At 46.8% G+C, this 15,490-nt stretch carries 14 protein-coding genes and 1 pseudogene; 10 read left to right on the forward strand and 5 right to left on the reverse strand.

Features of this window, described 5'->3' with window-relative positions; translation table 11 throughout:
* The first annotated feature begins 6 nt into the window (after nt 1-6).
* From AABS66_RS06470 to hycI, 9 genes and pseudogenes are all read left to right on the forward strand, one after another.
* The gene (locus AABS66_RS06470) at nt 7-957 is read left to right on the forward strand and encodes a respiratory chain complex I subunit 1 family protein (RefSeq protein ID WP_272516206.1); all 951 of its coding nucleotides are present in this window, start codon (nt 7-9) and stop codon (nt 955-957) included.
* A 13-nt stretch (nt 958-970) separates the two neighbouring features.
* Nucleotides 971-2,413, forward strand: coding sequence for a hydrogenase 4 subunit D (locus AABS66_RS06475; RefSeq protein WP_430224708.1), 1,443 nt, complete (start codon nt 971-973; stop codon nt 2,411-2,413).
* A gap of 12 nt (nt 2,414-2,425) precedes the next feature.
* Nucleotides 2,426-3,076, forward strand: coding sequence for a hydrogenase 4 membrane subunit (gene hyfE / locus AABS66_RS06480; RefSeq protein WP_206083322.1), 651 nt, complete (start codon nt 2,426-2,428; stop codon nt 3,074-3,076).
* A gap of 4 nt (nt 3,077-3,080) precedes the next feature.
* Nucleotides 3,081-4,658, forward strand: coding sequence for a hydrogenase 4 subunit F (locus tag AABS66_RS06485; protein ID WP_206083323.1), 1,578 nt, complete (start codon nt 3,081-3,083; stop codon nt 4,656-4,658).
* A gap of 1 nt (nt 4,659) precedes the next feature.
* On the forward strand, nt 4,660-6,393 hold the full coding sequence (locus tag AABS66_RS06490) for an NADH-quinone oxidoreductase subunit C (RefSeq protein ID WP_206083324.1): 1,734 nt from the start codon (nt 4,660-4,662) through the stop codon (nt 6,391-6,393).
* Between the two features lie 14 nt (nt 6,394-6,407).
* Entirely contained in the window at nt 6,408-6,956 is a 549-nt protein-coding gene (gene hyfH, locus AABS66_RS06495) for a hydrogenase 4 subunit H (protein ID WP_206083325.1), read from the forward strand.
* A complete protein-coding gene (locus AABS66_RS06500; RefSeq protein ID WP_206083326.1) occupies nt 6,956-7,738 on the forward strand; it encodes an NADH-quinone oxidoreductase subunit B family protein in 783 nt (260 codons plus the stop codon). Before hyfH ends, AABS66_RS06500 begins: the two co-directional genes overlap by 1 nt.
* Nucleotides 7,731-8,102, forward strand: a pseudogene (locus AABS66_RS06505) (formate hydrogenlyase maturation HycH family protein); the annotation flags it as partial. The gene AABS66_RS06500 and the pseudogene AABS66_RS06505, both read left to right, overlap by 8 nt.
* A 180-nt stretch (nt 8,103-8,282) precedes the next feature.
* Nucleotides 8,283-8,735: a hydrogenase maturation peptidase HycI gene (hycI, locus tag AABS66_RS06510; protein WP_241016816.1), complete on the forward strand. Its 453-nt coding sequence runs from the start codon at nt 8,283-8,285 to the stop codon at nt 8,733-8,735.
* A gap of 57 nt (nt 8,736-8,792) precedes the next feature.
* On the opposite strand, the gene hybG is transcribed toward hycI, so the two are convergent.
* From hybG to hydN, 3 genes are read right to left on the reverse strand one after another with little or no spacing between them, the layout of a single operon-like run.
* Complete coding sequence (hybG, locus tag AABS66_RS06515; RefSeq protein ID WP_206083328.1) at nt 8,793-9,065, reverse strand: hydrogenase maturation factor HybG; 273 nt, start codon at nt 9,063-9,065, stop codon at nt 8,793-8,795.
* A 21-nt stretch (nt 9,066-9,086) separates the two neighbouring features.
* Nucleotides 9,087-9,428 carry a hydrogenase maturation nickel metallochaperone HypA gene (gene hypA / locus AABS66_RS06520; protein WP_206083329.1) on the reverse strand — a complete coding sequence of 114 codons (342 nt, stop codon included), beginning with the start codon at nt 9,426-9,428 and terminating at the stop codon, nt 9,087-9,089.
* A 10-nt stretch (nt 9,429-9,438) separates the two neighbouring features.
* On the reverse strand, nt 9,439-9,987 hold the full coding sequence (gene hydN / locus AABS66_RS06525) for an electron transport protein HydN (protein WP_206083330.1): 549 nt from the start codon (nt 9,985-9,987) through the stop codon (nt 9,439-9,441).
* 398 nt (nt 9,988-10,385) lie between these two features.
* Between hydN and AABS66_RS06530 the strand changes: the two genes are divergently transcribed.
* Nucleotides 10,386-12,002, forward strand: coding sequence for a sigma 54-interacting transcriptional regulator (locus AABS66_RS06530; RefSeq protein ID WP_241016806.1), 1,617 nt, complete (start codon nt 10,386-10,388; stop codon nt 12,000-12,002).
* A 282-nt stretch (nt 12,003-12,284) separates the two neighbouring features.
* Here the strand turns inward: AABS66_RS06530 and fdhF are convergent, their stop codons facing one another.
* A complete protein-coding gene (gene fdhF / locus AABS66_RS06535) occupies nt 12,285-14,432 on the reverse strand; it encodes a formate dehydrogenase subunit alpha (protein ID WP_206083331.1) in 2,148 nt (715 codons plus the stop codon).
* 185 nt (nt 14,433-14,617) lie between these two features.
* Complete coding sequence (locus AABS66_RS06540; RefSeq protein WP_206083332.1) at nt 14,618-15,439, reverse strand: LysR family transcriptional regulator; 822 nt, start codon at nt 15,437-15,439, stop codon at nt 14,618-14,620.
* Nucleotides 15,440-15,490 lie beyond the last annotated feature (51 nt).

The following is a 15,490-nucleotide window of genomic DNA, read 5'->3' on the forward strand; positions in this document are numbered from 1 at the left end:
GAAATCATGACAATTCAAGAAACACCGACATTGATGATGGGCTTCTTTGCCGTAATTCAAGCTGTTATTTTGCTGCTGCTAACCCCGCTATTTACGGGTATTTCACGGCAAATTCGCGCCAAAATGCACTCGCGCCAAGGCCCTGGTATTTGGCAGGATTACCGCGATATTACCAAACTGCTAAAACGCCAATCTGTTGCGCCACGTGACTCAGGGGCTATATTTCGCATCATGCCGTATGTGCTGCTTGGCAGTATGCTGCTGTTAGCGATGGCTTTGCCCGTTTTCACCCTGAACTCGTTGTTTAGTGGTGCGGGCGACTTAATCATCGTGCTGTACATTTTTGCCCTTTTCCGCTTTTTCTTTTCACTTTCAGGTTTGGATACTGGCAGTCCATTTGCAGGAATTGGCGCAAGCCGTGAGCTTACCCTTGGGGTGTTAGTCGAACCAATTCTATTCCTTGGCCTCTTGGTGGTGGCGCTGATTGCCGGCTCAACCAATATCGGCACCATTAGTTCAGTGATGAGCGAAGGCTGGATTTCGCCCACCGCCACTTTTTTAGCACTGTTAGCGTGTGGTTTTGCCACCTTTATTGAAATGGGGAAAATCCCGTTTGACGTGGCAGAAGCAGAGCAAGAGCTACAAGAAGGGCCATTAACGGAGTATTCAGGTTCAGGTTTAGCGTTAGTGAAATGGGGCATTGGCCTCAAACAAGTGATTGTGGCGGTGCTGTTTTTATCCATCTTCTTCCCATTTGGTAATGCCAGTGTGTTGACAGTGGGAAGCTTGTTGATTGCGTTAGTGCTGTTGCTGGTGAAATTACTGGTGATTTTTGTGCTGGCGTCGCTGGTGGAAAACAGTTTGGCGCGTGGGCGTTTCTTACTGACACACCATGTGACTTGGCTAGGATTCGGTGTTGCGGCACTCGGATTCGTTTTTTACCTCACTGGCCTATAAGGAGCGACACAGCATGTTAGAAAATATTGCACTCGCCACGCTACTTATTCCATTTATTGGCGCGTTACTGGTGAGTAGCTTACCCACCCGCATGGCACCGTGGCTGAGCACCATTGTTGCATTGATTGCTTCAATCGGCACAGGGATACTCGGCTGGTTGTATTTATTGGGTGGCAAAACCGCTACCTCACTGACGCTCATTCAAGCAGGGGAGGTCGAACTATTTGGCTTCACAATTGACGGTGTCAGTACCCTGATTGCGTTTGCCGTGGTGTTCTTGGGTTTTTTAATCTGTTTATATTCAACGGGTTATTTAACTGAGGGGAACCGTGAACACGCCCATGGGCCAACCCGCCGTTATTATGCGTTCTTGCTGGTATTTATCGGGGCAATGGCTGGCGTGGTGTTATCGTCCACTATTTTAGGTCAGTTGGTCTTCTTCGAAATTACAGGGGGATGTTCTTGGGCATTGATTGGTTATTACCAAACCGAGAAATCCCAACGCAGTGCGATGAAAGCGCTGCTTATCACCCACATTGGTTCGTTAGGGCTGTACTTGGCTGCTGCCACCTTATTTATCAACACAGGGACATTCGCGTTGAGTGCCATTGGCCAGCTCAATGAGTCTGCAAGTTTGATTGTGTTTGGCGGAATTTTGTTTGCGGCATGGGGGAAATCAGCCCAATTGCCTCTGCAAGCTTGGCTACCCGATGCGATGGAAGCACCCACCCCTGTGAGTGCTTACTTACACGCCGCATCAATGGTGAAAGTAGGGGTCTATATCTTCGCCCGTAGCTTGATGTCTTCGGATCATGTGCCTGAAATCATTGGTTGGGTAGGCGTGGTGATGGCAGTCATCACTCTGGTGTATGGTTTTATGATGTACCTGCCACAAAAAGACATGAAACGTCTGCTTGCATGGTCAACCATTACTCAACTGGCTTATATCTTCCTTGCCTTATCGTTATCTGTTTTTGGCTCTAAGGAGGCCTTCCAAGGGGGGATCGCCTATATCTTCAACCACGCATTTGCCAAAAGCTTGTTCTTCTTGGTTGCAGGCGCGCTGAGTTATAGCTGTGGAACAAGGATGTTGCCACGTTTACGTGGCTTAGCAAAACGTTACCCACTGTTGGGCGTGGGGTTCTGCGTTGCCGCACTGGCAATTGCAGGGGTACCACCACTTAACGGCTTCTTCAGTAAATTCCCTATCTTCGCAGCAGGCTTCGCCCTTTCTGAACACTTCTGGATACTCACACCAATCATGGTGCTGGTGTTGATTGAATCGGTCGCGAGCTTTGCGTGGCTGTTGTACTGGTTCGGTAAAGTGGTGCCTGGTGAGCCAAGTGAGGAAGTGGCGAATGGTAGCGCGGTTCCATGGGCAATGCAGTGGGTGATTGGTTTGCTGATCGTGATGTCCTTCTGTTCGAGTGTCATCGCCGTCATCTGGCTCAATTAAGGGAGAGAAAGTATGACTGGTTCCATGATTGTGAATAATTTAGCGGGATTGATGATGATCACCTCGCTGTTGGTTATCGGGGCGAAGCGCCCGGTGACCTCGTGCTGGTTCTATGCCTTGCAATCGCTGGTGTTAGTGGCGATTTTTGGCACCTTGTCCCAGACCCTCAATGCGCCTGAATTAGCCATGTGGGCAGGTTCGGCTTTTATCACCAAGGTCATTTTAGTTCCTGTGATTTTAGGTTATGCATTTCGCAAGCTGTCTGACCCGTCAGCCAACGGTGGGGTGATCAGCCCTGCGTGGTTAATGCTAGCGGCAGCAGTGATTGTGGTGTTGTGCTGGTTTGTAGTCGAGCCTATCAAATTGCCGATTGCCACAGAGCTTAAACCTGCGTTGGCAGTCTCCCTCGGTCACTTTATGTTAGGCCTACTGTGCATCGTGACGCAGCGCAATATCCTTAAACAGGCGTTTGGTTACTGCTTGATGGAAAACGGCTCTCACCTAACCTTGGCCTTACTTGCTTATAAAGCGCCTGAGCTAGTGGAAATCGGTATTGCTACTGATGCGATTTTCGCTGTGATTATCATGGCGGTACTGGCGCGTAAAATCTATCGCACGCTCAACACACTGAACGTGGATCAACTGACCGCGCTGAAGGGGTGATGAGATGAGTCAAAGTATGTTGTTAACATTATTAATGGCAACGCCGCTGGTTATTTCACTGCTGGCCTTTGCGTGCCGATTGCTGGGCAACGGTGCAAAGCCAGTTGTCACACTGGTGCATATCGTCGGCATTGTGGCGCTGTTGGTTTTGTCATTGTGGATGGTCAATACCATCAATGAGGTTGGTGATTTACTGATGGCAGGGAATTGGATCCATTTGGATAGCCTTGCAGGGTTATTTCTCGCCATCTTAGGTATTGTCGGATTCTTAACGGGTTTGTATTCCATCGGCTATATGAATCATGAAGTGGCAGATGGTGAAATTAGTGTAGGAACATTATGTAATTACTATGGTTTCTTCCACTTGTTCTTATTTACCATGCTGTTGGTGATCACCAGTAATAACTTGATTTTAATGTGGGCAGCGGTGGAGGCAACCACACTTAGTTCGGCATTCTTAGTGGGTATTTACGGGCAGCGTTCTTCACTGGAAGCGGCGTGGAAATACATCATTATTTGTAGCGTAGGCGTTGCATTTGGTCTGTTCGGGACAATTTTAGTGTATGCGAATGCGGTCAATGTGATGCCAAACCCTGAACTGGCCATTTTCTGGACCGAAGTGCTGAAATACACTGAATTACTCGACCCAACCTTAATGCACTTAGCCTTTGTTTTTGTGCTAATTGGCTTTGGTACCAAAACGGGTCTATTCCCAATGCATGCTTGGTTACCCGATGCGCACAGTGAAGCACCAAGCCCAACGTCTGCATTACTTTCTGCGGTACTGCTTAACTGCGCGCTGCTGATCATCATTCGCTATTACATCATTGTAACCTCGGCGATCGGCGGTGAATTCACTCAAACGCTACTGCTAGTGTTTGGTTTGCTCTCTGTGGCGGTTGCGGCATTTTTTATCTTAGTGCAAAAAGATATGAAACGCCTGCTGGCCTATTCCAGCGTGGAAAACATGGGGTTGATTGCGGTGGCGTTAGGTATTGGTGGCCCACTTGGCGTGTTAGCAGCGCTGTTGCATACCTTGAACCATAGTTTGGGTAAAACCTTGCTGTTCTGTGGTTCTGGGAATGTTCTATTGAAATACGGTACGCGAGATATCACCGTGGTGAAAGGTCTACTGCGTACCATGCCATTTACGGCAGTGGTATTTGCGGGAGGCGCATTAGCCCTTGGCGGGATGCCGCCATTCAATATTTTCCTCAGTGAATTCATGATTGTGGTTGCGGGGATCGCAGCTGACCATTTTTGGTTAACACTGTTGGTTTTAGTATTGATCACTATCGTGTTAGGTGGGTTAGTACGCATGATTTCGAAAACCTTATTTGGCGCGCAACCTGATTGCGTGTCCCGTGGTGAGCTGGGTATTTTAACTACCTTACCAATGGCTATTCTCATCGTATTGATGTTAGTGATGGGAACGCATATTCCGCAGCCTGTAAGCCGCTTACTTGAAAATGCTGCCACCATTGTCTTAACCGATAGCACAGCACCAACAGAATCTACTCAATTACATTATCAATGGCCGTGGGGTGTTAGCGCCTCTACCGCATCAGTGCAGGAGAAATAACGTGAGCTATCAGAACTATACAGATACCCTTCAAGGCGTTCGTAAAGGCGTTGGCTATCTGGCACAAGTCCGCGAGAAATTTCCCCATGCGGTACTGGATGAAGAGTGGCAAACCGCTAATCAGCTCACCATTACCGTAAAAACGGATATGCTACCTGACGTGGTAGAGTTTCTTTACTACGGCTGTGGCGGTTGGCTGCCTGTTTTATGGGGCAATGATGAACGCCCACTTAACGGCCAATTCGCGGTGTATTACGCACTCTCGATGGAAGAAGGGGAAAAATGTTGGGTGACAGTGAAAGCCTTTGTTAGCCCAATCACCCAAGAGTTCCCGTCTGTAACGCCGCGTGTCCCTGCTGCAGTGTGGGGAGAACGTGAAATCCGTGATATGTACGGCCTGCGCCCTGTTGGCTTGCCTGATGAGCGCCGCTTAGTGCTGCCCGATGATTGGCCTGAAGATTTATACCCGCTGCGCAAAGACACGATGGACTATCGCCAGCGCCCTGCGCCAACCACAGACACTGAAACTTACGAGTTTATTAACGACAGCAAAACCCAAAGCCGTGTTGTGCCAATCGGCCCATTGCATATTACTTCTGATGAACCAGGTCACTTTCGTTTATTCGTCGATGGTGAGCGTATTGTCGATGCGGATTACCGTATGTTCTATGTGCACCGTGGGATGGAGAAACTTGCGGAAACTCGCATGGGCTATAACGAAGTGACGTTTTTATCTGACCGTGTCTGCGGGATCTGCGGCTTTACTCACAGTGTGGCGTATACCTCATCCGTAGAAAATGCCCTTGGTATCTACGTGCCGCAACGTGCGCACACCATTCGCAGTGTCCTTTTAGAAGTTGAGCGTCTTCACAGCCACTTGTTGAATATTGGCCTAGCGAGCCACTTTACAGGGTTCGACACTGGGTTTATGCAGTTTTTCCGTGTGCGTGAAAAATCCATGACCATGGCGGAGTTGCTGACAGGGGCGCGTAAAACTTACGGAACTAACCTGATTGGTGGTGTTCGCCGTGATTTTCTCAAAGAACAGCGCGTAAAAACTATTCAATTGGTACAAGAAATGCGCCGCGACGTTACTCAATTAGTGGATATGCTACTGAGCACGCCAAATATGGAGCAGCGTACCGTGGGTGTTGGTCGCTTAGAGCCACAAGTTGCCCGTGACTACAGCCCTGTCGGGCCCATGATCCGCGCGAGTGGTTTTAAACGTGATGTGCGCTTTGATCACCCATTTGCCGATTATGGCAACTTACCAAAAACCTTATTCAGTCTTGATGGCTGCGATGTGTATTCAAGGGTGATGGTGCGTATTAAAGAAACACTGGATTCCTTGTCGATGATTGAATACGCGCTGGATAATATGCCAGAAGGGCCAATCCTCACAGAAGGCTTTACCTATCAACCACATAAATTTGCGTTGGGCTATACCGAAGCGCCGCGTGGGGAAGATGTTCACTGGAGCATGTTAGGGGATAACCAAAAACTGTATCGCTGGCGTTGCCGTGCGGCGACCTATGCCAACTGGCCAGTGCTGCGCTATATGCTGCAGGGCAATACCGTTTCTGATGCGCCGCTGATCATCGGTAGTCTTGACCCTTGTTACTCTTGTACCGACCGTGTGACGCTGGTGGACGTGAAAAAACGTAAAGCGAAAACAGTGGCATACAAAGAACTTGAGCAGCACAGCATCGACCGTAAAACGTCGATAATGAAATAGGCGGAGGGCATATTATGTTTAAACTGTTTAAAACCCTTCAAAATGCAGGAACGGCAACGGTGAAATACCCGTTCAAGCCCCTCGAAGTGGCACACGGATTTCGCGGTAAACCCGAGTATGACCCACAGCAGTGTATTGCCTGTGGGGCTTGTATTTCGGCTTGTCCCGCCAATGCATTAACCATGGAAACTGACTTAGCAAGTGGTGAGCGTCGTTGGCAGTTATTCCTCGGGCGCTGCATCTACTGTGCCCGTTGTGAAGAGGTATGCCCGACTCGCGCTATCCATTTAACGGAAGAATTTGAAACAGCAGTCATGAACAAGGCTGATTTGTACATGAAAGGCACTTTCCGCTTACAACATTGCCGCGAATGTGGCGAAGCATTCGCCCCTAAAAAATCGGTGGATTACGCGATGGCGTTAATGGTGGCATCAGGTATCGAAGAAAGCGGTATTGAAGCGCTACGCCCGATGTATGAAACCTGTCCATCCTGTAAACAAAAAAACAATTTGCTGAACAATGGCCGCCAAAATTTCCGCTTGCACATTGAGGGAGATAAATAATGAGTCTGCCAGATATTCCTATTAATCACCATGTTAGCCAGCCTATCCAATTGGATGAGCAAGTGGCTAAACTGAAAAGTACGCTGCTCAAAGACATCAAGCGCTCTGCCTATGTGTATCGTGTTGACTGTGGTGGCTGTAATGGCTGCGAAATCGAAATTTTCTCGGCAATTACTCCCGTTTTTGATGCAGAACGTTTTGGGATAAAAGTGGTTGCCTCCCCGCGCCATGCGGATATTTTGCTATTTACTGGCGCAGTGACTCGCGCCATGCGCATGCCAGCACTGCGGGCTTATGAATCCGCCCCCGACCCAAAAATTTGTATCTCGTATGGGGCGTGCGGTTGCGGCGGCGGTATTTTTCATGATCTGTATTGCGTGTGGGGCGGTAGCGAGCACATCGTGCCAATCGATGTGTGGATCCCTGGTTGCCCGCCAACACCTGCGGCGACCATTTATGGCTTTGCCGTGGCACTGGGTTTACTGAAACAAAAATTATCAGCGCAAGACCACCATGAAGCTGATGGTGAACGAGTAGAACTTTTATTGCCATCAATTCCATTAGCCACTCGGGTGATGATCGAACGTGAAGCACGCCGCCAAGCGGGTTATTACCAAGGCCGTGAAATTAGTGATCGATTTTTATCCTTATTGGATGGCGCAAGCCCTGCCCAAGTGCAAAGTACGCTACAAGCGTGGCTTAACGAAGAACAAGACCCTCGTCTGCGTGACATTGTTAACCGTTTAGTCACTGTGTTGAAGCAAGGAGGCATTCATGAGTAGTCCAGCTTCGGCTAGCCCTTCGCCAACGGAAGGCGAAGTCTTTTTTTGGTCTTTGCGCCAAAAGTTTGTCGACAGTGACGATGACATTCCAGAAGATGCCCAGCAAGTGATGTATTACTCGTTGGCGATTGGTCATCACGTTGGGATGATTGATTGCCTAAAAACGGAGTTAGTTTGTCCGCTAGCGGGTTATCAATCATGGGTTCAAGCCTTACCAGAGGGTGAGGCTCGTCGTAAGTTACAAGGCTTAATCACCTTTGGCGAAATTAATATCGACTCGACCCATACCAATATGTTAGCGCTGGCATTAGATGGTTTTGCCAAAGACCCGCAGTCCCCTTACCAAGCGTGGAGCGAAACGCTGATTCAGCTGCTAGGTGAAATTGAGCGGGAACCCGCCATTTATTTGATTGTGAAGCGGCAGGGCGTGGGGCATACAACCCGACAAAGTTCGATGTTATTCGACGATGAGCCTTCTGCAAAGAATTCATTACGTTCGCAAAATCAATTGCCTTCGCAAAATCAATCACCAGTGCAAAACTTAATGTTAGCGGTGGGGAATAGCATGATGGGGGACGACGGTGCAGGACCGATGCTATTTGATTTAATGCAAGCCAACCCCATTGAGGGCTGGCAGGCAATTAACGGCGGGAGCAGCCCTGAAAGCGTGTCTCACCAAGTACGTGCATTAAAACCCCAGCGCTTGTTGATTGTGGATGCCGCCGATATTGGTTTAGCCCCAGGGGAAATACGAATTATTGATCCCGATGATATCGCTGAAATGTTTATTATGAGCACCCATAATTTGCCGCTCAATTTTTTAATCGACCAATTAAAAGAGGATATTGAGGAGATTATTTTCTTAGGTATTCAACCCGATCTAGTGGGTTTTTATATGCCAATGAACGAGAAAGTGATTTCAGCTGTTCAGCAAGTGTATGCCGCGCTGCCGCAGTGGCAAGGGTTAGGTGGGTTTACCCTATTTGAAGGGGAATAAACAGCCCCTAAGGGGGGAGGGTCGCAGTGCGGTGAGGCGCTGCGATTTGTCCTCGGCTTAAGCATTACCTCGTAAAAAGTAGCCTACATCTTCCTCGACTTCTTCCATCGCCATGAGTGCGGCTAGCGTATCGTTGGCTTCTTGCTCATCAATGATGCTCATCGCAAAGCCCACGTGAACAAGCACCCACTTGCCAACCATTGCAGCAGTTTCCCCTTCACACACCAGCGCAATATTCACATCGCGTTTGACGCCGCAGACTTCAACTTGGGCGGTATCCATTGGGGACTCGCCTACGCTGACCACTTTCCCTGGGATGCCTAAACACATAACAAACTCCTACATAGAATATTATTCAACTTCAATCTGTTTGACCTGCATGCTACTGCTGCTGTCTACGTGCAAGTTTCGGCTACCACAGTGTGGGCAACCCGCTTCAAATTGGGTAATTTGCACGGTACGTTGGCAATCGCGGCATTGTGCCTGTGCGGGCACGGTAGACACATGGAGCATAGCCCCTTGCGCAAGGGTATTGCGGCAAATAATGTCGAAACAAAAATGCACCGCAGATTCTTCAACACAAGAGACCGCACTTAATTCGAGCCAAACCCCTGTGACGCGCTGTGCATGGTTTTGCTTAGCGTGTTGCTCAATGATTTCAAAGGCATTTTGGCATAATGCGACCTCATGCATGGCACGCTCCTTACAATAAGATTTCAGGGGGAATTTCAAAGGCAGCACGGCGTCGACGTTCTTTAACGATTTCATCCATGCGGTTTCTATCGACAATCATTAACGCTTCGGTTGGACACACTTCTACGCAGGCAGGCCCGCCCTCGCGGGTATGGCACAAATCACATTTATGGGCTTCAGCGCGGTATTGTGGAATGGTATTGAGGGCGGTCACTTGCTGGTCGACTTGGCGGCTAATGACTTCCATGGTGCCGTAAGGGCAGGCGATGACACAGGTTTTACAGCCAATACATTTTGATTGGTTAACATAGACAAAGTCATCTTTACGGCTAATCGCGCCATTTGGACACACATTGGCACAGGGGGCATCCTCACATTGGCGGCATACCACCGCCGTACTGACGGTATAACCTTTTAATACATGAATACGCGGGAAAAATTCATCTTTGACGACCGTGGCGATCCCCGTTTCTTGTTCTTGGTGGGACACCACACACGCGACTTCACAGGTATGGCAGCCAATGCATTTTTTTGGATCTGCAATGATGAAACGGTTCATCCTACTCTCCTGAATGATAGATGAGACAATACATTCAACGTTCCGATGTAATTGTTTTCAATTTAGATACTCAGTTATAAGCATGGATCGTGCCAAATTGATGGAATAATTAAATTCAGTTAAATCAGTAGATTAATAAATAACGAGGTGTTTTATCTGCGGAGAAAAATATATTCGACACGTCATTCGACAATAATGACGACGTTTAATTTTAATCGCTATATAAAAAAATATATTACATTTTAATTTGCAGAAAAAAATAGGGGATTGGATCAAAGTTAAATCAGTCAATGATATTATTTTTCTTTAGAGTCATTACAATAATCTTATTTGGTGTCGTATTGATGTTCAATTATATCAATGGCCATTAGTTTGAGTGTTTATAACATCTCAAGGAAATGATTAAAAAGAATGGGGTATTTGTGGGGATCTCTGAAAGCAATGAACGTATACGCCATGAACGCGACCAATATCGAATACTGGTAGATATTACTAATTCCGTTTTATCACACTTAGAAATGGATGGATTAGTTGCAGAAGTGTCTCGGGAAATTTACCGTTTTTTCGGTATTAGCCAAATTAGTATCGCCCTGTGTGATAATTATAGCTCAGCGGTATACCTTTGTTATTCAAGCTATTATTGCCGCGGAAAACCCGTTGAAAAGACCCAATATCATTTAAACGAATTACATCCTGATTTAACCCAAGTACTTGAAAATAACCAATCTATGCGGTTGACTCTTGACCAATCTACCCAAGACCCGCTGTATCAGCACCTGTGTGCTCAAGGGATGACGGAAACATTATTATTGCCGTTAGCATTTAACCATAAACCCCTTGGTGTTTTGGTATTATCCCATGAAGATACCCGCATTTTCACCGACGATAACTGCAATTTACTCAAGCAGATTGCGGCGCGTTTTGCGATTGCAGTGGATAATGCAGCGGCATATGGTGAAATTACACGTTTAAAAGATAGCCTAAAAAATGAAAATCTCTGGCTGAATGAGCAAATTCACGGCAATGAAAGCTTTAGTGAAATTATTTTCCAAAGTGCAGCCATGCGTAATGTGCTCGAACAAGTGGATTTAGTGGCACGCAGCGACAGTACCGTATTGATTTTAGGGGAAACAGGGACAGGCAAAGAGCTAATTGCTCGCGCTATTCACAGGCTAAGTGACCGGCATCGCCGTGCAATTATTAAAATGAATTGTGCCGCTATCCCTTCAGGCTTGTTGGAAAGTGACTTATTTGGTCATGACAAAGGTGCGTTTACTGGGGCAACGACAACGCACATTGGCCGCTTTGAAATGGCGGATAAAAGCACGCTTTTTTTAGATGAAATCGGCGATATGCCATTGGAATTGCAACCAAAATTACTTCGCGTGCTGCAAGAACGTGAAATAGAACGTATTGGTGGTAACAAAGTCATTCCTGTGGATGTGCGCTTGATTGCGGCAACTAACCGTGATTTAAAGGGCATGACGGATGAGCGTGAGTTCCGCGAAGATCTGTATTATCGGCTGAATGTGTTTCCGATTATGATTCCTCCGCTACGTGAAAGGCCTGAAGATATTCCACTACTTGCCACCCATTTTACGCAAAAAATTGCGCAGCGTATGAACCGTAAAATTGAGTGTATCCCCCGTGATGCACTAGCGCAGCTATCGTTGTATCCATGGCCTGGTAATGTCCGTGAGTTGGAAAATGTCATTGAGCGGGCAGTGATTTTAACCCGCGGAAATACCTTGAATTTACAACTGCATGAACTCAGTATCCCAAAGCCTTCACGCCTTAAAAATGCTTTTGAAAAACCAAGCGCTATAGAAAAACGCATGCAAACAGCTGCCCCCGAAAGTGATGATGAAGAAAGGGATCGAATTATTGCGGCGTTACGGGCAACAAACGGTGTGGTCGCTGGGGCGAGGGGGGCGGCAACTCGCTTAGGGTTAAAACGCACCACATTATTATCACGTATGCAGCGGTTAGGGATCTCGGTTCAAGATTTATTCTAATTCTTTATTTTTTGATTATATTTATCAGGCTGGTTATTGTTATTTTTGTATAATTGGTAGTCATATGAAAATAAATAATAATTTCCTTAATGAAATTAATTATTATTTATATTTGAAAGTCACTACTGTGATTAAATTTATTCAAATATAATTTAATTTTTTTGAAATCAGACTGAATAACAAATTACCAATATTTTATTAATATATTCATTATTAATTAACTAAATAAAAAAGCCAATGGTTTGATTGAAACCATTGGCTTAATTGATTGTTTAACGCAAATTAAAGGCCTTCTGCGGCCTCGCGTAAACGACGTTTAATTCCAGTGTATTCCTGAACAACGAAGTACTCGGCTTTTTGTTGATCCGCAATCGGTTCAACTCGCACTGCACAGTACTTATATTCAGGGGTCTTGGTGATTGGACTGAGGTTTTCTGCCACGAGCTCATTACAGGCACCAATCCACCACTGATAAGTCATATATACCGCGCCTTTATTGGGTCGGTCACTGATATTGGCTCTAGTAATGACTTTGCCTTGCCGTGATGCCACCCAAACCAGCTCCTGATCTTTTATCCCTAACGCTTTTGCATCTGCGGTATTGATTTGCACAAAACCAGGTTCATCCGCTAATGCTGCCAACGCTTTACAGTTCCCCGTCATTGAGCGACAGGAGTAGTGACCCACCTCACGCACTGTAGCTAACACCATTGGGTATTCCGTGCTGACTTGATCAATCGGTGGACGCCAGTCGCAGGTAAAGAATTGGCCTTTGCCATTTGGCGTGTCGAATTGACCACCTTCGTACAAATACTCCGTGCCAGGGCTTTCTAATGTCTTACACGGCCATTGAATATAGGCTAAGTCCGCCATTTTTTCATAGGTCGCGCCATAGTAAATCGGGCACAATTCACGTAACTCATCCCAAATTTCTTTGGTGTTGTTGTAGTGCATTGGGTAGCCCATGGCCGTTGACATTAGGCTGATGATTTCCCAGTCTGTTTTCACGTCACCGACAGGCTCAACTGCTTTATAGAAGCGTTGGAAACCACGGTCAGCGGCGGTATATACCCCTTCATGTTCCCCCCAAGAGGTGGCAGGGAAAATCACATCGGCAATCGACGCAGTTTTGGTCATGAAGATGTCTTGGACAATCAACAGCTCGAGCTTATCGAAGGTACGGCGGATAGTGGCAAGGTCTGGCTCTGTTTGTAGTGGGTCTTCCCCCATCACATAGTGGGCTTTTAATACGCCCTCATCAATAAAGTGTGGTACTTCGCTCAGTGGAATACCGTTTTCTGCAGGCATGCTTTCAATCCCCCAGAATTTGGCAAATTTTTCCAGTGCAGCGGTATCCGACACATATTGATAGCCTGGCAGAGTATTTGGTAGTGCCCCCATATCGCAGGCACCTTGCACGTTATTTTGACCACGAACAGGGCCAACACCAACATGTGGTTTACCTAAATTCCCTGTTAATAGCGCAAGGCTAGTAAGGGATTGAACGGTTTCAACACCTTGATAGAATTGGGTGACACCCATGCCCCACAAAATTGTCGCGCTTTCTGCTTTGGCGTACATGCGAGCCGTTTTGCGAATGTCTTCTGCTTTGATACCCGTCGTTTCTTCCACTGATTCAGGAGTATAAGGTGCGACTAAGGTACGATATTCATCGAATTTTTCAGTATGTGCATCAATAAACGCTTTGTCATACAGATTTTCTTCGATGATCACGTGGGCAAACGCATTCAGTAACGCAATGTTTGACCCGTTTTTCAAAGGTAAGTGAATATCTGCAATGCGCGCAGTTTCAATATAACGCGGATCGCAAACAATAATTTGAGCCCCTTTTTCTTTCGCTTTTAAAATTCGGCGAGCGACAATAGGGTGTGAGTCCGCGGCATTGTAACCGAAGACAAAAATACATTTGGTATCCTCAATTTCAACAATTGAGTTGCTCATTGCGCCATTACCGACCGAACGCTGCAGACCTGCAACCGAAGGGCCGTGTCAGACACGTGCGCAGCAGTCGATATTATTGCTACCGACTGCCGCTCGAACAAATTTCTGCATCACAAAGTTGGCTTCATTCCCTGGACCGCGGGATGAACCTGTCGTCATGATGGCTTTAGGGCCGTATTTTTCTTTGATTGCCAGTAATCGAGAACTGGCAAATTCAATGGCTTCTTCCCATGAAACCACTTCAAGTTTGCCACCACGCTCACGACGGATCATCGGATTTTTTAAGCGAGGCGTTAAGATTTTCGTATCGTGAATGAAGTCCCAGCCATAATAACCTTTTAGGCAGAGCTCCCCTTCATTGGTGTGACCATTTGCGCCCTCTGCGCCGATGATCTTCCCGTTTTCCACCTTCAGGTATATTTTACAGCCTGAGGCGCAATACGGGCAGACGGTGATGACTTTTTCCATCAACATTGCTCCTGTGTTTTTATGTAGCGGTCATTGCCGCCTTAACACTTAAGCTAATGCAGGGTTTATGCCAATTTTTAAGGTAAATTTATTGTTATCTAACTGATTGAATTTATTGTTTTTGATTTGTCTAGCATCGTCTTGTAGCGTTTGGCGAACTCCGTGATCGTCAAAAGTGTCGACGGCTATTGACGAGCTAAATGGTTGATAAGCTGCTCTACCGCAGGGGAAGATAATGATTGGATGGCATAACATACGCCAATACGCCGAGAAAGTGCATGAGTTGGCAAAGGGTGAAAAACAATATTGGCATGTTCACTGGCAAGGGATTGCGGCACGATTGCTACGCCTAAGTTGAGCGCGACTAGACCAAGCGCGAGGGAAAAGGTGCTGGCATGGGCGGAAGGGGAGTTTGCCGTCGCGCCGTAAATCGGTAAAAAACGCTGGTGCCAAGTGAGCTCAGGGCACATAACCCAACACAATCCGTGTAACTCAGCGGATGTCATGGTCTTTTTACTGGCGAGCGGGTGCTCAGGTGACATTGCTAAAACAAAGGGCTCACTAATGAGTGGAATAAACAGCTCATCTTCACAGCGCATTTCTTCGCAAGCAAGACGGATATCCCCTTTGCAACCCGACTCTAGGACAATTAATAAATGAAAATCAGGGTCTTGAACTTGTTTTAGGAACGCGCAAATGTGCTGATTAGCGATATCCTCTTCAATGCCAATTTGCAGAGGCTGGCGGTTTTTTTCACGTTTAAAGCTGCTTGCCAGCGTGTCTAGTTCAGCCACCATGCGTTGTGCGTGAGGGTATAAAATTCGTGCATCTTCAGTGACATCAACGCCTCTTGGTAAGCGCTTAAACAGCTGAGTGCCTAGGTTATCTTCCAGCGTTTTGATCGTTGCTGAGAGCGCAGGCTGTGTGAGAAATAACCGTCGTGCAGCCGTGGTGATATTGCGTTCTTCGAAAACGGCGATAAAGGCGTGAAGTTGGCGATAATCCATAGATTTTTTTGATGTCTGTGAGAAGAATAAACCATTTTAATGTAACTTACG

Source organism: Providencia sp. SP181, from assembly GCF_050446505.1.
GTDB classification, from domain to species: Bacteria; Pseudomonadota; Gammaproteobacteria; order Enterobacterales; family Enterobacteriaceae; genus Providencia; species Providencia vermicola.